Annotated in this window: 22 protein-coding genes; 3 read left to right on the forward strand and 19 right to left on the reverse strand. The window is 67.7% G+C overall.

All coding sequences use genetic code 11. The features are described 5' to 3' along the window. Window positions 1–2: 2 nt before the first annotated feature. The 6 genes from rsmH to dksA all read right to left on the reverse strand — a co-directional run bounded on the left by rsmH (window position 3) and on the right by dksA (window position 5,973). A complete protein-coding gene (gene rsmH / locus GFK26_RS02190; protein WP_062474238.1) occupies window positions 3–926 on the reverse strand; it encodes a 16S rRNA (cytosine(1402)-N(4))-methyltransferase RsmH in 924 nt (307 codons plus the stop codon). A gap of 8 nt (window positions 927–934) precedes the next feature. Next, the gene (gene mraZ / locus GFK26_RS02195; protein ID WP_056576192.1) at window positions 935–1,363 is read right to left on the reverse strand and encodes a division/cell wall cluster transcriptional repressor MraZ; all 429 of its coding nucleotides are present in this window, start codon (window positions 1,361–1,363) and stop codon (window positions 935–937) included. 273 nt (window positions 1,364–1,636) lie between these two features. Continuing rightward, entirely contained in the window at window positions 1,637–2,965 is a 1,329-nt protein-coding gene (hslU, locus tag GFK26_RS02200; protein ID WP_153280655.1) for an ATP-dependent protease ATPase subunit HslU, read from the reverse strand. Between the two features lie 2 nt (window positions 2,966–2,967). Continuing rightward, window positions 2,968–3,513 (reverse strand): ATP-dependent protease subunit HslV, encoded by a 546-nt coding sequence (gene hslV / locus GFK26_RS02205; RefSeq protein WP_042578379.1) that lies wholly within the window; start codon window positions 3,511–3,513, stop codon window positions 2,968–2,970. A 105-nt stretch (window positions 3,514–3,618) separates the two neighbouring features. Further along, complete coding sequence (locus tag GFK26_RS02210; protein ID WP_153280656.1) at window positions 3,619–5,259, reverse strand: STAS domain-containing protein; 1,641 nt, start codon at window positions 5,257–5,259, stop codon at window positions 3,619–3,621. A gap of 48 nt (window positions 5,260–5,307) precedes the next feature. Continuing rightward, window positions 5,308–5,973, reverse strand: a complete 666-nt coding sequence (gene dksA, locus GFK26_RS02215) for an RNA polymerase-binding protein DksA (protein ID WP_153280657.1) — start codon at window positions 5,971–5,973, stop codon at window positions 5,308–5,310. A gap of 669 nt (window positions 5,974–6,642) precedes the next feature. Between dksA and GFK26_RS02220 the strand changes: the two genes are divergently transcribed. After that, window positions 6,643–8,181, forward strand: coding sequence for a YdgA family protein (locus GFK26_RS02220; protein WP_228121873.1), 1,539 nt, complete (start codon window positions 6,643–6,645; stop codon window positions 8,179–8,181). Between the two features lie 145 nt (window positions 8,182–8,326). Here the strand turns inward: GFK26_RS02220 and GFK26_RS02225 are convergent, their stop codons facing one another. The 12 genes from GFK26_RS02225 to GFK26_RS02280 form a co-directional block, all read right to left on the reverse strand. After that, complete coding sequence (locus GFK26_RS02225; protein ID WP_153280658.1) at window positions 8,327–9,379, reverse strand: CobW family GTP-binding protein; 1,053 nt, start codon at window positions 9,377–9,379, stop codon at window positions 8,327–8,329. 101 nt (window positions 9,380–9,480) lie between these two features. Further along, complete coding sequence (locus GFK26_RS02230; protein WP_153280659.1) at window positions 9,481–10,695, reverse strand: class I SAM-dependent rRNA methyltransferase; 1,215 nt, start codon at window positions 10,693–10,695, stop codon at window positions 9,481–9,483. A gap of 73 nt (window positions 10,696–10,768) precedes the next feature. After that, window positions 10,769–11,689 (reverse strand): tyrosine recombinase XerC, encoded by a 921-nt coding sequence (locus GFK26_RS02235; protein WP_153280660.1) that lies wholly within the window; start codon window positions 11,687–11,689, stop codon window positions 10,769–10,771. 38 nt (window positions 11,690–11,727) lie between these two features. Beyond that, window positions 11,728–12,381 carry a YdcF family protein gene (locus tag GFK26_RS02240; protein ID WP_228121874.1) on the reverse strand — a complete coding sequence of 218 codons (654 nt, stop codon included), beginning with the start codon at window positions 12,379–12,381 and terminating at the stop codon, window positions 11,728–11,730. Next, on the reverse strand, window positions 12,378–13,073 hold the full coding sequence (locus tag GFK26_RS02245; protein ID WP_153280661.1) for a DUF484 family protein: 696 nt from the start codon (window positions 13,071–13,073) through the stop codon (window positions 12,378–12,380). Before GFK26_RS02245 ends, GFK26_RS02240 begins: the two co-directional genes overlap by 4 nt. Continuing rightward, entirely contained in the window at window positions 13,070–13,954 is an 885-nt protein-coding gene (dapF, locus tag GFK26_RS02250; RefSeq protein ID WP_153280662.1) for a diaminopimelate epimerase, read from the reverse strand. The genes GFK26_RS02245 and dapF overlap by 4 nt, the downstream gene beginning before the upstream one ends. A gap of 85 nt (window positions 13,955–14,039) precedes the next feature. After that, a complete protein-coding gene (locus tag GFK26_RS02255) occupies window positions 14,040–14,861 on the reverse strand; it encodes an alpha/beta fold hydrolase (RefSeq protein WP_153280663.1) in 822 nt (273 codons plus the stop codon). A gap of 60 nt (window positions 14,862–14,921) precedes the next feature. Further along, entirely contained in the window at window positions 14,922–16,502 is a 1,581-nt protein-coding gene (locus tag GFK26_RS02260) for an MFS transporter (protein WP_153280664.1), read from the reverse strand. After that, window positions 16,495–16,893, reverse strand: coding sequence for a DoxX family protein (locus tag GFK26_RS02265; RefSeq protein ID WP_153280665.1), 399 nt, complete (start codon window positions 16,891–16,893; stop codon window positions 16,495–16,497). The genes GFK26_RS02260 and GFK26_RS02265 overlap by 8 nt, the downstream gene beginning before the upstream one ends. An 8-nt stretch (window positions 16,894–16,901) precedes the next feature. Next, window positions 16,902–18,800, reverse strand: a complete 1,899-nt coding sequence (locus GFK26_RS02270) for an amidohydrolase (RefSeq protein WP_153285827.1) — start codon at window positions 18,798–18,800, stop codon at window positions 16,902–16,904. 89 nt (window positions 18,801–18,889) lie between these two features. Continuing rightward, window positions 18,890–19,180 (reverse strand): DUF1427 family protein, encoded by a 291-nt coding sequence (locus GFK26_RS02275; RefSeq protein ID WP_153280666.1) that lies wholly within the window; start codon window positions 19,178–19,180, stop codon window positions 18,890–18,892. Window positions 19,181–19,210: 30 nt separating this feature from the next. Continuing rightward, window positions 19,211–19,876, reverse strand: coding sequence for a hydrolase (locus GFK26_RS02280; RefSeq protein ID WP_153280667.1), 666 nt, complete (start codon window positions 19,874–19,876; stop codon window positions 19,211–19,213). Window positions 19,877–20,046: 170 nt separating this feature from the next. Between GFK26_RS02280 and GFK26_RS02285 the strand changes: the two genes are divergently transcribed. Then, the gene (locus tag GFK26_RS02285) at window positions 20,047–20,958 is read left to right on the forward strand and encodes a LysR family transcriptional regulator (RefSeq protein WP_153280668.1); all 912 of its coding nucleotides are present in this window, start codon (window positions 20,047–20,049) and stop codon (window positions 20,956–20,958) included. Between the two features lie 28 nt (window positions 20,959–20,986). Here GFK26_RS02285 and GFK26_RS02290 read toward each other — a convergent pair whose 3' ends face one another. Further along, on the reverse strand, window positions 20,987–21,616 hold the full coding sequence (locus GFK26_RS02290) for a 2-hydroxychromene-2-carboxylate isomerase (RefSeq protein ID WP_153280669.1): 630 nt from the start codon (window positions 21,614–21,616) through the stop codon (window positions 20,987–20,989). Between the two features lie 164 nt (window positions 21,617–21,780). Here GFK26_RS02290 and GFK26_RS02295 point away from each other — a divergent pair, with 164 nt between their 5' ends. After that, complete coding sequence (locus GFK26_RS02295; RefSeq protein WP_194274008.1) at window positions 21,781–22,626, forward strand: alpha/beta hydrolase; 846 nt, start codon at window positions 21,781–21,783, stop codon at window positions 22,624–22,626. Window positions 22,627–22,645: the final 19 nt, after the last annotated feature.

Genomic DNA, 22,645 nt, shown 5'->3' on the forward strand with positions numbered 1-22,645 from the left:
GGCTACCCGGCTTCCGTGCGTTCGGCCACCCGAAGGATGGCGCTGCGCGAGCGCGGGTTGCCGCGCACTTCTTCTTCGGACGGCTTGATGCGCTCGAGCGCGTGCAGCTTCATCACCTTGGGCGCAGCGAAGGGCGCGCGGCGGTCGTAGACCTCCTTCGAGTGCTTGGCGATGAACTGCTTGACGATGCGGTCTTCGAGCGAATGGAAGCTGATTACCGCGAGCCGGCCGCCGGGCGCGAGCACCGACAGGCTGGCTTCTAGCGCTTGTTGCAGCTCCTCAAGCTCGGCGTTGATGAAAATCCGAAAAGCCTGAAATGTGCGCGTTGCAGGGTTCTGGCCCTGCTCGCGGGTTTTGACCGTGCCAGCCACGAGCTCGGCCAGTTCGGTGGTGGTTGAAATTGCGCCCCGTTCTTGTCTGCGAGCAACAATCGCCTTTGCAATCTGAACAGCAAACCGTTCTTCGCCATAGTCACGGATCACCTCTGCAATTTGTTGAAGTTCGGCCGTTGCCAGCCACTCGGCCACGCTCTCGCCGCGCGTGGTGTCCATGCGCATGTCGAGCGGACCGTCGAAACGAAAACTGAAGCCGCGCACCGGGTTGTCGATTTGCGGCGAACTCACGCCCAGGTCCATCAGCAGGCCGTTGACGCTGGCGTCGGGCAATTCGCCCAGCGAGCGGAATCCCTGGTGGCGGATAGAAAAACGCGCATCCGAGATGCGCGCTGCTTCGGCCACTGCTTCCGCATCCTTGTCGAATGCGATGAGCCTGCCTTCCGGCGCCAGCCGCGCGAGGATGGCGCGCGCATGCCCCCCGCGTCCGAAGGTGGCATCCACGTACGTGCCCGTGGCTGCCGCGCTGCCGGAAAGAAGTGCTTCCACCGCCTCGTTCAACAAGACGGTCGTGTGGGTCAGGGGGGTGTTCACGGGGCTCCTCAGAACGCGAAGTCCTGAAACACATCCGGCATCTCGCCCTGGGTGGCCTCGGCCTCCTTGGCCTCGTAGGTCGCCTTGTCCCAGAGCTCGAAGTGGTTGCCCATGCCCAGCAGCAGCGTTTCGCGGTTGATGCCGGTGGCGGCGCGCAGCTCGGGCGACACCAGCACGCGGCCGGTGCCGTCCATCTCGACGTCCATCGCGTTACCGAGGAAGACGCGCTTCCACCACTGCGCCGACATCGGCAGCGCAGCAATGCGCTCGCGGAATTTTTCCCATTCGGGACGGGGGAACACCATCAGGCATCCGTGCGGATGCTTGGTGATCGTGAGCTGGCCGCCCGCCGTGGCGCTCAGGACGTCGCGATGCCGGGTCGGCACGGAGAGCCGCCCCTTGGCATCCAGACTGAGCGATGAAGCGCCTTGAAACACGACCACGAAACCCCTGTGGTGGGAGGTGCCGCGACACCCGAAAGGGGCGTTGCCCGCACTTTTTCCCACTTAACTGCACTTTTTTCCACTGTAGCAGGAAACACTTGCGACGCAACTGGGGCTCGAGGGTATTTTTTGTAATGGAATCAACGACTTAGCGCCGATTTCCAAACCTGGAAATCGGCGAATTGTGTTGAGAATGAAGTACTTAGCTCACGCAGTGAAAGTGATGCGTGAAGGACGACCCCGTTACAGGGGCCGAGGGAGGCGGCTTCAGAGGATGAAGCGCGAAAGGTCTTCGTCGTGACTTAGTGCCGCAAGGCGCTCGTCGACATAAGCGGCATCGATGCGGACCGTCTGACCCTCGATGCGGGTGGCGTCGAAGCTTACCTCATCGAGCAGGCGCTCCATGACGGTCGACAAACGGCGTGCGCCGATGTTCTCGGTGCGCTCGTTCACCTCGAAGGCGATGGCCGCCAGCCGCGTGATGCCGTCGGGCGTGAAGTCGAGCGTCACGCCTTCGGTGGCCAGCAGCGCCTGGTACTGCTTCACGAGCGACGCACGGGTCTGCGTGAGGATGCTCTCGAAGTCCGACACCGAGAGCGATTGCAGCTCGACGCGGATCGGAAAGCGCCCCTGCAGCTCGGGAATCAGGTCGCTCGGCTTGCTCAGGTGGAAGGCGCCGCTCGCGATGAACAGCATGTGGTCGGTGCGCACCACGCCGTACTTGGTCGACACCGCCGTGCCCTCCACGAGCGGCAGCAGGTCGCGCTGCACGCCCTGGCGCGAGACGTCGGAGCCCTGCGCTTCGCTGCGCGTGGCGACCTTGTCGATCTCGTCGATGAACACGATGCCGTTCTGCTCGGCGTTGGCAATGGCCTGCGTGCGGATCTCGTCCTCGTTGACCAGCTTGGCGGCCTCTTCGTCGATCAGCAGGCGCATCGCCTCGGCGATCTTGAGCTTGCGCGTCTTGCGCTTGCCGCCACCCATCTGGCCGAACATGCCGCGCAGTTGCTCGGTCATTTCCTCCATGCCGGCCGGGCCCATGATCTCGAGCGGCGCACGGGTCTCGGCGAGGTCGAGCTCGATTTCCTTGTCGTCGAGCTGGTGCTCGCGCAGCTTTTTGCGGAAGGCCTGGCGCGTGGGGTTGGGGCTGTCGAGTGCGGGCGCAGCGCCATCGACGCCACGTGCCGGAGGCAGCAACGCGTCGAGAATGCGTTCTTCGGCCGCGTCTTCGGCGCGCGCACGCACCTTCACGCTTTCGGATTCGCGCGTCTGCTTGACGGCGATTTCGGCGAGGTCGCGAATGATCGAATCGACGTCCTTGCCCACGTAGCCCACCTCGGTGAACTTGGTGGCCTCGACCTTGATGAACGGCGCGTCGGCCAGACGGGCCAGGCGGCGGGCGATTTCGGTCTTGCCGACGCCCGTCGGGCCGATCATGAGGATGTTCTTCGGCGTGATCTCGTGGCGCAGCGTGTCGTCGACCTTCTGGCGGCGCCAGCGGTTGCGCAGCGCAATGGCCACGGCACGTTTGGCGGCGGGCTGGCCGACGATGTGGTTGTCGAGCTCGGAGACGATTTCCTGGGGGGTCATGGACATGGTCAGAGCGCTTCCACCGTGTGGTTCATGTTCGTGTAAATGCAGATTTCTCCGGCGATCGCCAGCGATTTGCGCACGATCTGCTCGGCCGAAAGGTCGGTGTTGTCGATCAGCGCCTTGGCCGCCGATTGGGCGTACGCGCCGCCCGAACCGATGGCGATCACGCCGTCTTCAGGCTCCAACACGTCGCCATTGCCGGTGATGATGAGCGAGGTCGTGGCGTCGGCCACGGCCAGCATGGCCTCGAGCTTGCGCAGCACGCGGTCGGTGCGCCAATCTTTGGTGAGTTCGACCGCTGCGCGGGTCAGGTGGCCCTGGTGCTTTTCGAGCTTGGCCTCGAAACGCTCGAAGAGCGTGAAGGCATCGGCGGTGGCGCCGGCGAATCCCGCCAGGACCTTGCCGTGATAGAGCCGCCGCACCTTGCGCGCCGTGCCTTTGATGACGATGTTGCCGAGAGTGACCTGCCCGTCCCCGCCAATGGCGACCTGATCGCCTTGGGGGGTCTTGCGGCGCACGCTCACGATGGTGGTGCCGTGAAACTGTTCCATCGCAGCCATCTGGGGATGGGCCCCGCCAATGCAACCCCTGCGGTCGGACAAGCTGCTGGCGGAAAAAACCGCGGCGCAGAGGCCGCGGACACCCCTGTTACGGGGTCAGTTCTTGCGGACAGCGACCGTGGCGTGGTCGGTGATGCCGATCAGCCCGAACAGCGCCGCAATCAGCCGGTGCGCATCGACGAACTGCACCCGCTCGCCATTCGCGTCCCGCTCGCGGACCCAGCTCAGCAGCGTGCCGGCCGCCGCCAGGTCCATGCGCAGCAGGGCCGCGCACGAGATGACCGGCGCCGTCGTGTGGCGCAGGTCGTGGTCCAGGCGCTGCCAGCACGACAGCGAATCGCCGCGCAGGTCGCCCGCCAGCGCGGCAAAGCCGCTGTCGGTGGACGGGAAGCTCTCGGAATCGCCCCCGACCGACAGCAGCGACCACACCGAGCTCGGCCGGCTCGCCGGCGGCGCGGCCAGCGAGGTGCACTCGCCCTTCGGGTCCTGCCAGGACGGCGGCGACACCTCGTAGGTGATGCAGTAGTTGAGCGCCACCAGCTCGAAGTCGTCGGGCATGTGCAGCATGCGCAGCGTCGCGAGGCGCAGCTGCCACCAGGCGTCGTCGGGATGGCGCTCGTTGTTGGGCGTGGCCGCGGCCAGCACGGCCAGGAGCTGCGAGGCGCCGAAGAAGCGCAGCTGCACCGGCGAATCGGACCAGTGCGTGAACAGGATGCGCAGCGGCGCGACCGCGGGCGGATCGATGTCGGTGAGCGCGCGCCAGTCGAGCGTCCAGACCATGCCGGCCTGCGAGAGCGCCCGCGTGAGCGCCATGAGCCCCTCGCGCGTCAGGTGTGCGGGGCTGACCCAGTCGGCGGCGCCCGTCGTATCGGAGGCCGCTTCGGCGTCTTCGCTGGCCGTGACGGCCTTCACGCTGCGTGCGAGCTCGTCGAGCGAGACCCAGTCGGGCCCCATGCGCTTCATGCGCTGCGCGTAACGCATGCGGGCGGCCGCGAACTTGGCGGCGTCGCCGGTGGCACGGTACAGGTCGAACAGCGCGCGCCAGCGGGCGTCGTCGCGCTCCACCGTGGCGGCTGCGGCGCCGTCGTCGGTGGAGAGCGCGCTTTCGGCGGCCAGGGCCTGCAGCAGGATGGCTTCGGCGCCGGTGTCGTCGCCGTGCGCGAAGCGGATCACCGCTTCTTCGAGCGCGCCGTCGTGGGCGAGCCGGGACGGCTGCGGCGCGGGCACGGCTGCCGCGGCAACAACCTGCGGAGCCGCGGCTGCAGGCGCTGCAGCGGCCGGCAACGGGTCACCGCCACTGTCGACCGGCGGCAGCGTCTCAGCGCCCGCGTCGGGCGGCGGATTGACCAGCGTCTCGCCATTCGGCCCGCGGCCCTTCCACCACTGCTGCGACATCTGCTCTTCGATCTCGTCGATCTTCTTGAGCGTGAGCGCGCGGCCTTCGGGCTTTTCGGAGGTGCTGTTGAGGTTGAACGACGACGGCGTGACCGTGGCCTCGAAGGCATGGGCCGCCGCCTCGCGTTGGCGCAGCTTGCGCAGCATGTCGAACTCGCGGCGGCGCACGAAGTCGTTGCGCTGGCGCCGCTCGATCATTTCCTTCAGCATCTCGCGGCTGTAGGTCTGCTCGGGCAACGACGAGTCGGAGGACGGGGCGTCCAGCTCCGACCAGTCTTTCAGGGGATTCCGAACGAACTTGGCCACCTTCGAAAAAAGGCGGCCTGATTCTTCCTTTGGCATTCAGAGAAGGTTATCGAAAGCGCGGATTTCGCTCTACCTTGCAGCCGTTCAATCCCCGAACATTTTCTGTTTCAGCTCGCGGCGCTGCTGCGCTTCGAGCGAGAGCGTGGCGGTCGGGCGGGCCAGCAGGCGGCCGACGCCGATGGGCTCGCCGGTCTCGTCGCAGTAGCCGTAGTCGCCGGCGTCGATGCGCTGGATCGACTGCTCGATCTTCTTGAGCAGCTTGCGTTCGCGGTCGCGCGTGCGCAGTTCGAGCGCGTGCTCTTCCTCGATGGTGGCGCGGTCGGCCGGGTCGGGCACGACCACGGTGTCTTCGCGCAGATGCTCGGTGGTTTCACCGGCGTTTTCCAGGATGCCACGCTTCAGTTCCACCAGCTTCAGGCGGAAGAACGCCATCTGCTTTTCGTTCATGTACTCGTCGTCGGGCATGGCGATGACTTCGGCATCGCTCAGCTCGGCGGCGGTCTTGGCCTTCCAGTTGTTGACCAGCTTCGGGTCTTTCTTGACGGCCAGCGGCGGCGGCGGCACCAGCGCGGTGGAAGGCGCCTGCGAGAAGCTGGATTTGGCGGCGGTCGAGGCCACGGATTGGGGCATCGAGGGCACGGTCAGTTGCGACAGCCGGGACACGCGGCCACCACGCGCGGCGGGAGCGGGCGTAGCGGGGATCGTGGGTGTCGCCGGGGCGGAAGAAGAGGCGGCAGCCGTTTTTTTCATGGGGGTCGGGGGAGCAGAAAGGGTGGCCGCAGGACGGCCGACCGGTTGGGATGACGCAGGCGCCGCGCCCGCGGACTTGGTTGCGGGCTGGGCGGACTTCTTGGCAGCCGCGGTCCCGGTCTTGGCCGGGGTTGCCGCTGGCTTTTTGACAGCGCTTTTCTCTTTCGCGGCAGGGGCGGCAGCAGCGGTGGCAGAAACCTTCTTCGTCGCGGGTACAGCCTTCACAGCCGTCGCCTTCTTTGCGGCGGGCTTGGTGGCTGGCGTGGCCTTGGCGGCGGGTTTCTTCACGGTGACTGGCTCCTTGTACGAACTGGAACGCGCTTTCACTGGGTGTCTCCTCCCAAGGGAGCCGTCGCGGGTGTCAGGCCGCGTCGGCTCACGTTGTCGGGGGCGTCCTCAGTGGTGAACCCCGGGGTTATACCCCCGAAAGCCCGCCAAAAACCCTCGGCGCCCCGTGCCGTAAGTCATATCTCGCCGCTGTGGGCGAAGCATGGCTCCCGGAACAGGCGCGCGATTGTATAGAGAACTCGAAACGCAGCGCCATGGGGTCGCGCACTGCCCTGCTCCGGTAGCATCGCGCGGCGCCGCCGGCGGAGGCGGCGCAGGCAAGGCGTGTGCTCCGGGAGGCGCCGCGCCCGCCATTCAAATACAACCGATCGGGAAGAAATCTTGAGCAAAAAAGCAGTATTGGGAGTCCTGGCCGCGGCCATCGCCGTCGCCTATGGCGGCAGCACCTGGTGGGCCGGCACGCAAATCAAATCGAGCTACGACGTCGCCCTGGGCGAACTGCCCCAGCAGACCGCGCTGGTGCGCGTGATCGAACGCAGCTACGAGCGCAACTTCTTCGGTGCCGTGAGCACCGTGACGCTCGAACTGGGCTGCCCGGCCGAGGCCGAAGCCGCCACCGCCCCTGCCGCATCGGCACCCGCCGCCGCGCCGGCCGCGGACACGACCGACGTCGCGCAGGCCACGACCGAAGGCGACGAAGAAGAACCCACCGAAGACGACAGCGACGCCAAGGCCACGCCCCCCAAGCCCGTGCGCATCACCTTCCGCGACACCATCCGCCACGGCCCGTTCGCCGGCGGCACGCTGGCCGCGGCCGTCATCGACAGCGAGCTGGTGCTCGACGCCAAGGCGCAGGCCGAGGCCGAAAAGCTGTTCGGCAAGGCCAAGCCGGTGACCGCGCACACCAAGGTCGGCTTCGGCGGCGGCTTCACCAGCGACCTCACGGTCGCGCCCGCCAAGCTGGCCGAAGAAGGCAAGGGCGAGTTCGCCTGGCAAGGCGCGCAGGCCCGCCTGGACATGGACGCGGCCCGCACCCGCCTGCGCTACGACATGACGATGCCGGGCATGGACATCAATACCGCCTCCAAGGGCGTGCAAGTGAAGGTGGGCAAGTTCACCGCCAAGGCCGACATGGACGGCAGCGCCGGCTGGCTCCTGGCCACCGGCAAGTCGGAAGGCCGGCTCGACAGCTTCGAGCTGAACGCGCCCAAGGGCCTGATGCCCGGCGGCGAGGGCGCCGCCCCCGCCAAGTCCATCAAGGTGCTGCTGCAGAACGTCGACCTGATTGCCGAAGCCACCATCAAGGACGGCCTGTACGCCTCCGAAGGCGCGTTCAAGGGCAAGGGCAAGGTCAACGAGACCGCCATCGACAAGTTCGAGATCGCCAGCAGCGCACGCCGCATCCAGGCGGCCGGTTACAAGAAGCTGGCCGACGCCTGGCTGCAGTCGACCGACGGTGCCGGTTGCGGCCAGCGCAGCAAGGGCCAGAAGGACGCGATGCAGGCGCTGATCAAGCAGCTCGCACCCGACCTCAAGGCCATGGCCAAGCACAGCCCCGAAGCCGGCCTGGACCGCATGCTGATCGAGATCGGCGGCCAGAGCGCCGAGATCAGCTACTCGGTGGCCCTTGTCGGCGTGACCGACGAAGACCTGAAGCTGCCCGGCAACACGCTGCTGCTCCAGCGCGGCGTGCTCAAGGCCAACGCGCGCGTGCCCGTGAAGTGGATCGAGAAGCTGGCCGAAACCGGCGCCGAGAGCGGCCAGACGCCGCCGCCTGAAATGGTCGCGGGCCTGATCGAACAGGCCGAGGAGAACGGCTACGTGAAGCGCGCGGGCGACGACGTGGTGAGCCAGGTCGAGTTCAGCGAAGGCCAGCTCAAGCTCATCGGCAAGCCGGTGGGTTCGCCGCTCGGCAAGTAATCGGAAGTCTGGGTATTTCTCCCTCCCCGCTGGGGAGGGCCGGGGTGGGGGCACGACGGCCTCCGCAAAGACGCGGCGCCTCATCGAAGGCCTGCCCCCATCCCTACCTTCCCCCAGCGGGGGAAGGAGCAAGTCATTCAGGGCTTCAGACCAGGCACTGCTCCAAGCCCTGCTCCAGAATTTCGCGCGGCAGTTCGATGCCGATGAACACCATGCGGCTCTGGCGGTTTTCGTCCTTGCCCCACTCCGGGCCCAGGTCGCTGCCCATCAGCTGGTGCACGCCCTGGAAGATCACCTTGCGCTCGGTGCCCTTCATGTTCAGCACGCCCTTGTAGCGCAGCATGCGCGGGCCGTAGATGTTCACGATGGCGCCCAGGAAGTCTTCGAGCTTGGCCGGGTCGAAAGGCCGGTCGGCCTTGTAGACGAAGCTCTTCACGTCGTCGTCGGTGTGGTGATGGTGGCCGTGGCCTTCGTGCTTGTGCGAGGGGTGGTCGCACGCCTCGCCATGCGCGTGGTCATGGTCATGGTGATCGTGGTCGTCTTCCTTCAGGAAGTCCGGGTCGATGTCCAGCTTGGCGTTCAGGTTGAAGCCGCGCAGGTCGAAGATGTCCTTCAGCGGCACGTCGCCGAAGTGCGCCTTCTGCTGCGGCGCGCGCGGGTTCATGTGCTTCAGGCGGTGAATGAGCGCGTCGGTCTCTTCGGCCGACACCAGCTCGCTCTTGCTGATGAAGATCTGGTCGGCAAAGCCCACCTGGCGGCGTGCTTCCTGGCGGTCGTTGAGCTGCTGCGGCGCGTGCTTGGCATCGACCAGCGTCAAGATCGAGTCGAGCAGGTAGCTCTCGGCGATCTCGTCGTCCATGAAGAAGGTCTGCGCCACCGGGCCGGGGTCGGCCAGGCCGGTGGTCTCGATCACCACGCGGTCGAAGTCGAGCAGGCCCTGGCGCTTCTTGGCGGCCAGCAGCTGCAGCGCTTCGCGCAGGTCTTCGCGGATGGTGCAGCAGACGCAGCCGTTGCTCATCTGGATGATCTGCTCCTTCGACTCGGTCACGAGGATGTCGCTGTCGATGTTCTCTTCACCGAACTCGTTCTCGATGACCGCGATCTTCTGGCCATGGGCCTCGGTCAGGATGCGCTTGAGCAGCGTGGTTTTGCCCGAGCCGAGAAAGCCGGTCAGGATGGTCGCGGGAATGAGGGCCATGGAAAAGTGCTCCGAAAGCGGAAAACAGAAAAAGGCGGGGGATTGGCGGGCAGTTTAGCCAATGCCACTGAGTTGCGTTGCCGATGGGGTCAAGCCCCCGTTCACAGCGGCTTTCTGACCACCACCAGCCCCTTCAGGTACTCCCCTTCCGGGAACTCGATGGTCATCGGGTGGTCGGGCGAGGCGCCCAGGCGTTCGGCGATGTAACCGTCCACGCCGGCGTCGAGCCCGGCCGAGGCCACGATCTTGTGGAACAGGTCGGCGCTGATGCCGCCCGAGCATGAAAACGTGAGCAGCACGCCGCCCGGCTCCAGCAGCTTGAGCGCGAGGCGGTTGATGTCCTTGTAGGCGCGCGCGGCGCGTTCGGCGTGCAGCACCGTGGGCGCGAACTTCGGCGGGTCAAGCACGATCGCGTCGAAGGTGCGGCCCTGGTCGATGAACTCGCGCAGCACCGTGTTCACGTTGGCATCGAGAAACTCCGTGGCAATGCCCTGCCCCTCGAAGCCGTTCAGCGCCAGATGCGCGCGGGCCCGGTCGAGAGCGGGCTTGGACGAATCGACCGACACCAGCGAGGCCCCGTCGAGCGCCCCGGCCGCCTTCAGGCCCGCGAGCGCGGCCACGGTGAAGCCGCCCGTGTAACAGAAGCAGTTGAGCACGCGCCGAAAGCGCCGGTGCTGCGCCAGCTCGGCAAAGCGCTGGCGGCTGTCGCGCTGGTCGAGGTAGAAGCCGGTCTTGTGGCCGGTGGCGATGTCGAGCGACAGTTGCCAGTCGTGCTCGCGGATGGTGATCTGGGTCTCGCCCTCGCCGCGCAGCCAGCCCGTGACCGGCTTCAGGCCCTCGCGTTCGCGGCCGCTGGCGTCGGAGCGTTCATAGAGCTTGGTCAGGCCCGTGGCCGCGAGCAGCGCATCGGCCAGCACGTCTTTCCAACGCTCCACGCCGGCCGACAGGAACTGCGCCACCAGCGTGTCGCCATAACGATCGACGATCAGCCCCGGCAGGCCGTCGGCCTCGCCGTGCACCAGCCGCAAGCCGTCGCTCTGCAGGTCGAACAGGCCGCGCGCATGCACCGCGCGCGCGCAGACCGTGGAAAAAAAAGCAGCGTCGATGCGCTGCTTCTCATCAAAGCTCCAGGCCCGCGCCCGGATCTTGGACGTGGGGCCGAAGGCCGCCCACGCAAGGAAGTTGCCGTCGTGCGACTCCACGCGCACTGTTTCCCCCGAGTCCGCGCCGCCGCGCGCAATGGCGGATTCGAAGACCCAGGGATGGCGGCGTTGGAGCGAGCGCTCCTTGCCCGGCTTGAGGCGAAGGGTTTTCATGGGAGAACGGAGAAAGGAATGAAAGAAGAAATAAAAAACGAAAAGAAACCATGCAGGCGACGGGCCGTGGCTACTACTTGCCGTCCTTGTCCGGCCGGGCCTTGGCGCGCGGATGCGCCGCGTCGTAGACCTTGGCCAGGTGCTGGAAATCCAGCCGCGTGTAGACCTGCGTGGTCGCGATGTTGGCATGGCCCAGCAGCTCCTGCACCGCGCGCAGGTCGCTGCTCGACTGCAGCACGTGGCTCGCGAACGAGTGGCGCAGCATGTGCGGATGCACCGGCGCGGCCAGGCCCGCCTTCAGGCTGCGCTCGCGCAGCAGCTTCCACACCGCCTGCGACGACATGCGCGCGCCGCGCGCACTCACGAACAACGCCGGCTCCTGGCGCTCGCCGCGCACCGCGAGCCAGTCGCGCAGCGCCTCGGCCGCCTTGCTGCCCACGGGCACGCTGCGCCGCTTGCTGCCCTTGCCGAGCACGTGGGCTTCCATCGCATCGAGATCGACCCAGCCGCGCGCCGTGCCGCTCGCCTGCGCATCGAGCCCCGTGAGCTCGCTCACGCGAAGGCCGCATCCGTAGAGAATTTCGACAATGGCGCCGTCGCGCGCTTCGGTCCAGGGGTCGGCTTCGGAGTCGTACAGCTCGGCCAGGCGCACCGCGTCGTCCACGCCCAGCGCCTTCGGCAGCGGCCGGCCCGCCTTGGGCGCGTGCACGTCCTGCACGGGGTTGAAGCCGATCAGCCCTTCATGGCCGAGCCAGCGGTAAAAGCTGCGCCAGCACGACAGCACCAGCGCAATGCCGCGTGGCTCGCGCCCGGCGCTGTGCAACTGCGCCATCCAGCGGCGGATGTGCGCCGTCTGCACGCGGTCCAGCGGCAGGTTGGCCTCAGCCGCGTGGTCGGTCAGCGCGCGCAGGTGGAAGGCATACAGCTCGACAGTGCGCGGCGCGAGCCGACGCTCCACGCGCACGTGTTCGAGGTACTTGTCGATCCATTCCATGGTGTCGTCGTGCTCCGTGCGGCGCCCGAGCGCGTTAGCTAGAACAGATAGCCGAGCGATGCATTGTTCACGATGGCCGCCGGCTCACGCAATGCGCCCTTGAACAGCATGCCCCAGCGGCGCCAGCACGAGGTGGGCGCGGCGGCGTACTGCACGTCGAAGGCCTGGTCGAAGCCGCTGGCACGCACCAGGCGCTCGATGCGCCACAGGTGGTACGGCTCCGACACGATGATCACGCTGCGCACGCCGTTGGCTTCGAGCACCGTGCGCGACAGCGACAGGTTGGCGCGCGTGGACGACGACACCGACTCCAGCACCATCGGCCCCGTGTAGCCCTCGGCCGTGGCGTGGTCGCGCATCACCTCGGCTTCGATGCGGCCGTCTTCGACATCGATGCCGCCCGAGAACACCAGCGTCTGCACGCGACCGGCGCGCGCCAGCACGATGCCCTGGTCGACCCGGCCCGTGAGGCAGGGGTTCGGCTTGCCGTCGAGGTAGGCGCGGTTGCCCAGCACCAGCGCCACGTCGGCCACGCGCGGCAGCGGGCCGGCCAGTGCGGCCTCGGCACGCTGCCAGATCACGCCCGCGATGGCGACATACGTGAGCACGCCGGCCAGCAAGACCGCGCACAGGCCGGCCAGCCAGGGCCGGCGGCGCCACCCGCGTCGCGCGGGACGGCTGGGACCGCTCAAGGGCGCAGCCGCGACAGCGCGCCCGACGACAGCTCGGCGATGCGCTCGAGAAAGTCCGTGCCCATTTCGGCGTTGAAGCGCTGCGCGTCCGGCGAGGCCAGCACCAGCAAGCCGAAGGCCGGCGATTCGGCGTCGGCGCGCAGCGGAATCAGCGCGATCGATGCGGCGCCGGTCGGCTCGGGCAGCCAGTTGGCCGCCTCGAAGCCCGAGTTGAGCCCGCAATACGGCGAAGTGAGCGAGGTGGCCAGCGCCTTCACGTCGTCGCTCACCCACTGGGCATAGGCTTCGTTCAGGTACTCGGTGCCGCAGTCCCACACCTTGATGGCCGTTTGCGGCACCAGGAACAGCGACTGCAGGTCGACCGCGATGCGGTACGGCAGGCTGCGCGGGTCGCGCGTGGTCAGGAGGCCCTTGGTCCAGCGCTGCAGGCGGTCGGCGATGACCACGTTTTCGGTGCCGTGGCGCACCATGTCCATCAGGCGGTGCTCCAGCGCCTTGATCTTCTCGCGCAGCATCTCGGCCTGGCGCTCCTGCAGGCTCACGGCGCGGTTGCCGTGCGGGCTGGTGAGCTGCACCTGCGCCAGCAACTGGGCGTGGCGTTCGAAGAAGTCGGGCGTGTTCGACAGGTAGTTCGCGATGTCGTCTTCGGTGATCGGGTTCATGGCGTTGTTGTCGTGGGTGAAGTGGGTCATGGCTGTTCCGAAATGTCGGGCACGTCGATCTCGCCCTCGAACACCGTCGTGGCCGGTCCTGTCATGAGCACCGGCCGGCCGTCGCCCTGCCACTCGATCGTGAGAATGCCGCCGTGCGTCTGCACGTCGACGCGGGAATCCAGCAGCCCCAGGCGAATGCCCGCCACCACTGCGGCGCAGGCGCCCGTGCCGCAGGCCAGCGTTTCGCCGGCACCGCGCTCGAACACCCGCAGCTTGATGTTCGACCGGTCGACCACCTGCATGAAGCCCGCGTTCACGCGCTGCGGAAAGCGCGGGTGGTGTTCGATCTGCGGGCCCTGCTCGGCCACAGGCGCGGTGTCGACGTTGTCGACCACCTGCACCGCGTGCGGGTTGCCCATCGACAGCACCGCGACCGAAACGATAGCGCTGCCGGCCCGGGTGCCCAGTGCCAGGTGCCAGGTCTGCCACGCACCTTCGGGCTGCGGGTCGAGCCCGGCCGGGTCGAAGGGCACGCGCGCCGGCTCGAAGACCGGGGCGCCCATGTCGACCGTCACGCGGCCGTCGTCGCCCATGCGGGGTTCGATCACGCCGGCCAGCGTCTGCACGCGCACGTCTTTCTTGTCGGTCAGGCCGTGCTCGCTCACGAAGCGCATGAAACAACGCGCCCCGTTGCCGCACTGCTCCACCTCGCCGCCGTCGGCGTTGTGGATCACGTACTGGAAGTCGATGCCTGCAGCGGGCGACGGGCGCACCGTGAGGATCTGGTCGGCGCCGACGCCGAAATGGCGGTCGGCCAGGAAGCGGTACTGCGCGGCGCTGAGGCCCAGCGTGCCGCGCGTTTCGTCGAGCACGACGAAATCGTTGCCGGCTCCCTGCATCTTGGTAAAGCGGATTCGCATCGCCGGATTATCGCCACCGGCGCCGCCCTTCGCGCCGAAAGGGCCGCAGCGCGCGGCCCTTTCGGCACACCCCGTCTCAGTGGCCTCAGCCCTGGATGAACGCCAGCAGGTCGGCGTTGACCTGCGCCGCGTGCGTGTTGCAGGTGGCGTGCGGCGCGCCGGCGTACACCTTGAGCTGGCTGCCCTGGATCATTTCGGCCGCGAGCTTGCCCGTGGCCTCGAAGGGCACGACCTGGTCGTCGTCGCCGTGGATGACCAGCGTGGGCACGTCGATCTTCGCCATGTCGGGGCGGAAGTCGGTCTCGGAGAACGCCGTCACGCAGTCGATGGTGGCCTTGATGGAAGCCTGCAGCGCGATCTGCAGCGTCTGCTTGAACACGCCCTGCGACACCTTCGCGCCCGGGCGGTTGGTGCCGTAGAACAGCGTGCTGAAGTCGTCGAGGAACTGCGGCCGGTCGGCGGCCAGCCCGGCGCGGATGCCCGCGAACAGCGAGGCCTCGGGGCCCACGGGATGGTCGGGCGTCTTCATGAACAGCGGCGTCACCGCGCTGATGAGCGCGAGCTTGGCCACGCGCGCGCTGCCTTTGCGTGCGATGTAGCGCGTGACGTCGCCGCCGCCCATCGAGAAGCCCGCCAGGATCACGTTTTTCAGGTCGAGCGTTTCGATGAGCTCGGCGATGTCGTCGGCGAAGGTGTCGTAGTCGTAGCCGGTCCAGGGCTGGCTCGACCGGCCGAAACCGCGGCGGTCGAACGCAATGACGCGGTAGCCGCGCTCGGCAAAGAACAGCATCTGGGCGTCCCACATGTCGGCGCTCAGCGGCCAGCCGTGGCTGAAAAGAATCGGCTGGCCGCTGCCCCAGTCCTTGTAATAGAGCTCGGTGCCGTCGCGAAGGGTCAGTGTGGTCATGGTTTTTCCTTGAGGTTGGCGAGAGGTTGAAGGGAAAAGAGAAAGCAGAATCCGCGCCGCTCAGAGCGCCAGGAAGTGGTGCACCTCGGGCTTGCCCGGGCCGATGTGAAAGCGCAGCGCCTCGGCCTGCAGGTCGGCATCGGCCTGCGACACGCGGTGGTGCTGGCGCAGGTGCTCGGCCCACGATTCCACGAGGAACCACTCCATCACGCGCTCGGCGTCGGTCGTGTGCTCGTGCACGCCCCAGGCGTAGGCACCGTCACGGCGGCGCTCGAGCGAGAGCTTCTTCATCGCCTCCATGAACGCCGGCCGGTCTTCCTTGCGGATGCGGTACTCGACCTGGATCATCACGGGGCCGCGGTCGTGCGCCACAGGCTCGGCCAGCAGCGGTTCGGGCCAGTGGTTCGAGGCCTGCAGGTCGGCCTCGCCGGCGGGCAGCCGCACGCGGTGGAACACCAGGCCCATCACCACCAGGCCGACTGCGCCCGCCACCAGCGTGGCCGGCACGCCGATCTGCTGCGCGATCAGGCCCCAACCGAGGCTGCCGGCCGCCATCGCGCCGTTGAACACCGTGAGGTACACGGCCAGCCCGCGCCCGCGCACCCAGTTCGGCAGGATCGACTGGGCCACCCCGTTGAGCGTGGTCAGCGCAATGATCCAGCCCAAGCCGAGCACGCCCAGCATCGGCACCGCCAGCCATTGCGGCGGCGCGAACACCAGCGCGCCCATCACCGCGGCCGTGAGCAGCGAAGCCAGCAACAGCATGCCGTCGGCATCGAGCCGCGCACGCAGCCGCGGCATCACCAGCGCGCCGCCGATGGCGCCCGCGCCCACCGCGCCGAGCAGGATGCCGTAGAAGCTCGCCGTGCCGCCGAGCATCTGGCGCGCCACCAGCGGCAGCAGCGCCCACACCGAGCTCGCAAACAAAAAGAACACCGCCGCGCGCAGCAGCACCACGTGCAGCTCCTTGCTGGCCCGCGTGTAGCGGATGCCCGCACGGAACGCGCCGAAGAAGTTCTCGGACAGCCCGCTGTCGACCGCCGCCGGCCGCTTCCACCACAGCAGCGCCGCGATCACGAACACGTAGCTCAGCACGTCGAGCCCGTAGGTGGCGGCCGCGCCGAAGCTCGCGAGGATCAGCCCGCCCGCCGCCGGCCCGATGGAGCGCGCGATGTTGATGCCCAGCGAGTTGAGCGCCACCGCGCCCTTCAGCTCGCTGCGCGGCACCAGCTCCGGCACGATCGACTGCCAGGTCGGCCCCATCAGCGCCGCGCCGATGCCGCCAACGAAGGTCAGCGCGACCAAATATTCGACCGTGAGCGAACCGGTGTGCGAGAGCACCAGCAGCGTGCCGCTCACCGCGCCCAGCATCACCTGCACGAAGATCAGAAAGCGCCGCCGGTCGAGGATGTCCGAGAGCACGCCCGCCGGAATCGCCAGCAGAAAGATCGGCAGCGTCGCCGCCGTCTGGATCAGCGCCACCGCCGTCGGGCTGGCCGACAGGTCGGTCACCAGCCACGAGCTGGCCACGTCGCGCATGAAGCTGCCGATGTTGCCCAGCACCGTGGCGCCCCACAGCACCGCGAAGACCGGCTGGCGCAGCGGCGCGAAGGCGCCGGCGGATTTTTGAGGCTCAGTCATCCTGGCGCTCCTTGAGGTCGAGCCAGGCGACAAGCACGAAGCCGCCGACCAGGCCCAGGTGTTCGAAGAAAGAGTTCGCGGCCATGAAGCGCTCGGGGCCCACCGGCATTTCCCAGAAGCGCAGCGCGACAAAAGTCGCCATCAGCGTGAAGGCGCCCAGTGCGAGCGCGCCAAGCCAGCGCCAGAAGCCGATGAGGATGAGCGCCGCGGCGCCCAGCTCCAGCACGATCACCGCCACGGCCAGCGGGCCGGCCGGCGACAGGCCGAAGTGGTTCATCTCGCCGATGGCGGCGTTGAAGTCCATCGCCTTGTTCAGGCCGCCCTGCAGGTAGGCCGCGCACAGCAGCAGCAAGGCGATCCAGCGCACGGCGGGCGTCAGGGTCCAGTGCATCGTCTTCATCACACCGCCCAGCAGGCGCAACCCAGCGCGCCCCAGAAGCTCTTCAGGTCGGCGATGGGCAGCTTGCTGCTCCATGCCGTCGCGTGCTGGTGGCCGTGCACGTTGCAGTCGTTGGCGCAGGCGCAGGCCGCTGCGGCGTTGCGCATCACCTTCTGCAACGGCGCGCCTTCGGCGGTGTCGGCCCAGCCGGCATAGCCGCCGAAGGTGCGCGCGGGCGACCAGTCGGGCATGGCGGGCGGCACGCTGCCTTCGTCGTGCGCGGCGAACGGGCCGGCGCCGTAGACCACCTTGCCGCCCACCATCGTGAGCAGCGCGGTCGTGTCGGCAATCTCCGATTCGGCGCAGGCGAAGAAATCGCGGTCGGGCACCACCAGGTCGGCGAGCTGGCCAGCCTCGATGCGGCCCTTCTTGCCTTCTTCGTTCGAGAACCAGGTGACGTTCTCGGTCCACATGCGCAGCGCGGCCTCGCGGTCCAGGCAGTTGCGCTGCGGGTACAGCTGCATGCCGCCCACCGTCTTGCCCGTGACCAGCCACGACAGCGACACCCACGGGTTGTACGAGGCCACGCGCGTCGCGTCGGTGCCGGCCGAGACCTTCAGGCCGCGTTCGAGCATGCGCTTGACCGGCGGCGTGGCTTCGGCCGCGCCGGGGCCGTAGCGCTCGACGAAGTACTCGCCCTGGTAGGCCATGCGGTGCTGCACCGCCACGCCGCCGCCGAGCGCGGCGATGCGGTCCATCGACTTTTCGGAAATCGTCTCGGCATGGTCGAAGAACCAGTTCAGGCCCGCCAGCGGCGTGTCCTTGTTGACCTTCTCGAACACGTCGAGCGAACGGCTGATGGTTTCGTCGTAGGTCGCGTGCATGCGCCAGGGCCAGCGGTTCTGCGCCAGGATGCGCACCACGCCTTCGAGATCGCCTTCCATCTCGGGCGCCATCTCGGGGCGCGGCTGGCGAAAGTCTTCGAAGTCGGCCGCCGAGAACACCAGCATCTCACCCGCGCCGTTGTGGCGGAAATAGTCGTCGCCCTGCTTGTAGGTCGAGTTGGCCGTCCAGTTCAGGAAGTCGTCCTTCTCGGCCTTGGGCTTCTGCGTGAACAGGTTGTAGGCCAGGCGGATCGTGAGCTGCCCGTCGTCGTGCAGCTTGCGGATCACTTCGTAGTCGTCGGGGAAGTTCTGGTTGCCGCCGCCCGCGTCGATGGCGCCGGTCACGCCCAGGCGGTTGAGTTCGCGCATGAAGTGGCGCGTGGAATTGAGCTGGTAGTCGAACGGCAGCTTCGGCCCCTTGGCCAGCGTGGCGTAGAGGATGGCCGCGTTCGGCTTGGCCAGCAGCAGACCGGTCGGGTTGCCGGCGCTGTCGCGCACGATTTCGCCGCCGGGCGGCGCGGGCGTGTCCTTGGTGTAGCCCACGGCGCGCAGCGCGGCGCCGTTGAGCAGCGCGCGATCGTACAGATGCAGGATGAACACCGGCGTGTCGGGCGCCACGGCGTTCAGCTCGGCCAGGGTCGGCAGGCGCTTCTCGACAAACTGGTGCTCGGTGAAGCCGCCCACCACGCGCACCCACTGCGGCGCGGGCGTGATCGCCACCTGGCGCCTGAGCATGCCCATCGCATCGGCCAGGCTCTTCACGCCGTCCCAGCGCAGCTCCATGTTGTAGTTGAGCCCGCCGCGAATGATGTGCAGGTGGTTGTCGATGAGCCCCGGCAGCACGCGCTTGCCCTGCAGGTCGATCACGCGGGTGTGGCTGCCGGCCAGCGGCAGCACGTCTTCGGCGCGGCCCACGCGGGTGAAGCGGCCGTCCTTGATCGCCACCGCGTCGGCCGTGGGATTGGCGCGGTCCAGCGTGGTGAAGCGACCGTTGCGCAGGATGAGGTCGGGGGTGGAGTTTTCGGTGTGGGCCATGGTCGATGCGGGTGCGAGGGAAGTGGCTGCAAAAGCGCCGAGGGCGCCGAGGGTACCGAGAAATTGACGGCGTTGCGGGTCTTGCGCGCTCATGCGTCGCTCCGGTCCGTTGCGCGGGCGGCGGCGGTCTTCACCGCGTCGGGCTGCACGCACGTTGGCAGCTCGCCGAACACGTGCGGCTTGACCTGGTGATGCAGCCACGAAGTGGCGGCCGGCCGGTCGAACACCTGCCGCACCAGCGGCGGAATCTGTTCGCCCAGCAGGATGCCCAGCAGGCCCACCAGGGCGATCACCGGCGGCGCCGGCGAGCGCACCTGGAAGAGCGCGTAGATCACGCCGACCAGCAGGCCGAGTGCAAGGGAAACGACATAGGTCTTCATGGTCGGTCGGCCTTCCGGGTGCTCTGGCGCTCAGCCTTCGTGGGCGCCGAACATGGTCTTGGCGTAGGTCACGCCCAAACCGTACGCGCCGCCCACCTTCTTCGCGATGCCGGTCGTCAGCTCGTACGTGTCGCCACGCGCCCAGTCGCGCTGCAGCTCGAGCAGGTATTGCAGCGAGGTCATCGGGCGCGCGCCGGCCTGCACCATGCGCTCCATCGCGCGGTTGTGCGCCTCGGTCGACACGTCGCCGCTGGCGTCGGCAATCACGTACACCTCGAAGCCCTGGTCAAGCGCCGACAGTGCCGGGCCCACGATGCACACGCTGGTCCACAGGCCGGCCAGCACGATGCGCGGCTTGCCGATTTCGTTCACGCGGTCGATCACGGCTGCGTCTTCCCAGGTGTTCATCGAGGTGCGGTCGAGCATCTTCTGGCCGGGGAAGGCATCGGTGATCTCGCTGAACATCGGACCCGAGAAGCTCTTTTCGGCCACCGTCGTGAGGATGGTCGACACCTTGAAGCCGGCCGCCGCCTGCGCCACCAGCGCGGCGTTGTTGCGCAGGTTGACGGCGTCGATCGAGTGCGTGGCAAAGGCCATCTGCGACTGGAAGTCGATCATCACCAGCGTGTGGTCGGTGGGGGTGAGCAGCTGGGAACCGGCGGTGGCGGTGGCGACGGGGGTGGCTTGCTTGGTCATGGAAAAACTCCTGGGGTTGGTTATATAATCGATGGCATTCACTGTTGCCGCCGGAAGTAATTTCCCTTGGCATGAACGCAATCATCGGCGTCGAAACCCCAGCGTTCGACGAAACTTTTCACCATCAATGATCGAAGTTTTCGATCATTCCTTTTTGCGAGGAACGCCCCGTGCTCAAGCTCACCCTGGAAGCCATCGAGGTCGTCGACGCCATCGCGCGCCACGGCTCCTTTGCCGCCGCCGCGACGCGGCTGAACAAGGTGCCTTCCACCATCTCGTACGCCGTCGGCAAGCTCGAAGAGCAACTCGGCATGCTGCTGTTCGAGCGCAACGGCCCGCGCGTGACCCTCACCGGGGCCGGCGAAGAAATGCTCAAGGAAGGCCGTTGGCTGCTCGGCGCCGCGAGCGACCTCGAATCGCGCATGCGGCAGATTGCCACCGGCTACGAGTCGGAGCTGCGGCTGGTGCACGACTCGCTCATTCCCACCGAGGCCTTCATGAGCGACATCCGCGCCTTTGAAGACCTGCGCTGCGGCACGCGGCTGCGCATCGGCTGCGAGGCGCTCACCGGCAGCTGGGAGGCGCTGCGCGAGGGCCGCGCCGACATCGTGGTGGCCGCGGGCGAAGGCCCTGCCGGCGGCGGCTACCAGACCGCGGCCGTCGGCAACCTCGAATTCGCCTTCTGCGTGGCGCCCACCCACCCGCTCACGCGGCTGACGCGCCCCGTGCAGCGCGGCGACCTCATCGACTGCAACGCCATCGTCGTCGGCGACACCGCGCGCATCCTGTCGGACCGCACCGTCGGCCTCATGGCCGGCCAGCCGCGCATCACCGTGCCGTCGATGGCTGCCAAGGTCGCCTGCCAGGTCGCCGGACTGGGCCACGGTTTTCTGCCGCGCGCCTGCATCGCCGGCGAGCTGTCGCGCGGCACGCTGGTCGAACTGCCGACCGAGGAACCGCGCACGCCCGAAGCCTTCTGGCTCGCGTGGAAGACCGGCGCGCAAGGCCAGGCGCTGCGCTGGTGGCGCGAGCGGCTGAACCGCTCGCTCATTCCCGCGCTGCTGCCGCGCTCGTTCGCCTGAAGAGAAAGGAAAAGGAAGAGGCTGTCGCTCAGCCGCCGGCGCGCAGCTTGTCCAGCGCCCGGTCGAGGAACGCCAGGCGGTCTTGTCCCCAGAAGCGCTCGCCGTTCAGGATGAACGTGGGCGCGCCGAACACGCCCGCCGCCACCGCGTCGGCGCTGTTCGCGCGGTACACGGCCAGCACTTCGGCCGACTGCTCCAGCGCCTGCAGCGCCGCACCGTCGTAGCCGGTTTCGTCGGCGATGGCGATGCGCACGTCGGCCTGCGCCGTGTCGCGCTCTTCGGCCCACAGCGCGCGCAGCAGCGCGTGCGACAGCGGCTGCGCGTCGAGGCCCTGCAGCTGGGCGGCAATCACCATCCAGCCGGGGTACTTGTTCCAGTTCGGATCGGTCGCCGCGCCCTTCGGGTAGTGCGCCGGCTCCAGGTTCATCGGCAGGCCGAGGTAATCGCGCCAGCGCGACAGCTCCAGCGCGTGGTACGTGCGGCGCGGCTCGGGGCGCGTCTTCAGCGGAATGCCGCCGGTCTGCGGCACCACCGCCTGGAAGTCGTAGGGCTTGAGCGTGAGCTGCACATGGTGGCGGCGCACGATGTCTTGCAGTTGCGGGCCGCCGAGGTAGGCCCAGGGCGAGGAAAGGCTGTAGTAGCAGTCGAGAGCGATCATGTCCGGATTATCTTCAGCCCCCGGCCAGCGCGCCGCGCGGTACCGTCATACACCTCGCAACGCAGCGCCTTGCGAACGCGGTGAAACTACGCCCCTTGCGCGTTTTGCACTGGCTGGGCCCTGCCCTTGCGGTGCCACGCAGCCACTTTTCCGGGAGCCCTGATTTGCAGCCGAAGACCCAAGCCAAGATTGCACGCATTGCCCTGTCGGCCTCGGCCGCCGTCATTGGCAGCCTGGCCGCCTACTGGACCCTGCTCGCCACGCGACAGGGCCACATTCTGTTCAACGCCCGCAAGCTGCCCGTGGTGCATCTGTCGGAAGATTTCTCGACCTACTCGCACCCCGTGCCGGGCGGCATGGTGCGCGGCTACGTGTACCACCCGCAGGGCGAAGACGCGCTGCAAGATTTGTTCATCTACTTCGCCGGCCGCGGCGAAGACGTGCGCGCCACCGCGCAGATGCTGCACTGGCTGCCCGAGGGCTTCGGCTTTGCGGCGGTCAACTACCGGGGCGTGGCCGACTCGGAGGGCGCGCCTTCCGAAATCGCCTCCGTGGCCGACGCCGCCCAGTTCGCCAACCACCTGCGCCGCGCCTTTCCGAATGCGCGCCTGCACGTCGTCGGCCGCAGCCTCGGTACCGGCGTCGCCATCCAGCTCGTGGCGCAGCAGAAATTCGAGAGCCTGCAGCTCGTCACCCCGTACGACTCGCTGCTCGAAGTTGCGAAGAAGCGCTTTCCGCTCGTGCCGCTGTCGCTGTTGCTGCGGCACCGCTTCAACTCCATCGAGCACAGCAAGGAAGTCGCCGCCAAGACCCAGGTGCTGCTTGCCGCGAAGGACGACGTGGTGCCGCACGAACGCTCTGAAAAACTCATCGCCGCCTGGCCCACGCCCGTGAGCGTGCAGACCGTGTCGAACTCGGACCACCACAACATCACCGGGCTGGAAGAGACGTGGCTAATGCTGGTGGACTTTGCGTTGACGGCGGTGTTGCCGGAGCCGAAGGCGGCGTAGGGGACGCAGGGCGCGCAAG

Source organism: Variovorax paradoxus (genome assembly GCF_009498455.1).
In the GTDB taxonomy this organism is placed as follows: domain Bacteria; phylum Pseudomonadota; class Gammaproteobacteria; order Burkholderiales; family Burkholderiaceae_C; genus Variovorax; species Variovorax paradoxus_H.

Coding starts and splice junctions, on each gene's coding strand:
- hslU (WP_153280655.1), bottom strand. CDS start 2,965: ATGTCCATGACCCCCCAGGAAATCGTCTCCGAGCTCGACAACCACATC.
- hslV (WP_042578379.1), bottom strand. CDS start 3,513: ATGGAACAGTTTCACGGCACCACCATCGTGAGCGTGCGCCGCAAGACC.
- GFK26_RS02210 (WP_153280656.1), bottom strand. CDS start 5,259: ATGCCAAAGGAAGAATCAGGCCGCCTTTTTTCGAAGGTGGCCAAGTTC.
- dksA (WP_153280657.1), bottom strand. CDS start 5,973: ATGAAAAAAACGGCTGCCGCCTCTTCTTCCGCCCCGGCGACACCCACG.
- GFK26_RS02225 (WP_153280658.1), bottom strand. CDS start 9,379: ATGGCCCTCATTCCCGCGACCATCCTGACCGGCTTTCTCGGCTCGGGC.
- GFK26_RS02230 (WP_153280659.1), bottom strand. CDS start 10,695: ATGAAAACCCTTCGCCTCAAGCCGGGCAAGGAGCGCTCGCTCCAACGC.
- GFK26_RS02235 (WP_153280660.1), bottom strand. CDS start 11,689: ATGGAATGGATCGACAAGTACCTCGAACACGTGCGCGTGGAGCGTCGG.
- GFK26_RS02245 (WP_153280661.1), bottom strand. CDS start 13,073: ATGACCCACTTCACCCACGACAACAACGCCATGAACCCGATCACCGAA.
- dapF (WP_153280662.1), bottom strand. CDS start 13,954: ATGCGAATCCGCTTTACCAAGATGCAGGGAGCCGGCAACGATTTCGTC.
- GFK26_RS02255 (WP_153280663.1), bottom strand. CDS start 14,861: ATGACCACACTGACCCTTCGCGACGGCACCGAGCTCTATTACAAGGAC.
- GFK26_RS02260 (WP_153280664.1), bottom strand. CDS start 16,502: ATGACTGAGCCTCAAAAATCCGCCGGCGCCTTCGCGCCGCTGCGCCAG.
- GFK26_RS02265 (WP_153280665.1), bottom strand. CDS start 16,893: ATGCACTGGACCCTGACGCCCGCCGTGCGCTGGATCGCCTTGCTGCTG.
- GFK26_RS02270 (WP_153285827.1), bottom strand. CDS start 18,800: ATGGCCCACACCGAAAACTCCACCCCCGACCTCATCCTGCGCAACGGT.
- GFK26_RS02275 (WP_153280666.1), bottom strand. CDS start 19,180: ATGAAGACCTATGTCGTTTCCCTTGCACTCGGCCTGCTGGTCGGCGTG.
- GFK26_RS02280 (WP_153280667.1), bottom strand. CDS start 19,876: ATGACCAAGCAAGCCACCCCCGTCGCCACCGCCACCGCCGGTTCCCAG.
- GFK26_RS02290 (WP_153280669.1), bottom strand. CDS start 21,616: ATGATCGCTCTCGACTGCTACTACAGCCTTTCCTCGCCCTGGGCCTAC.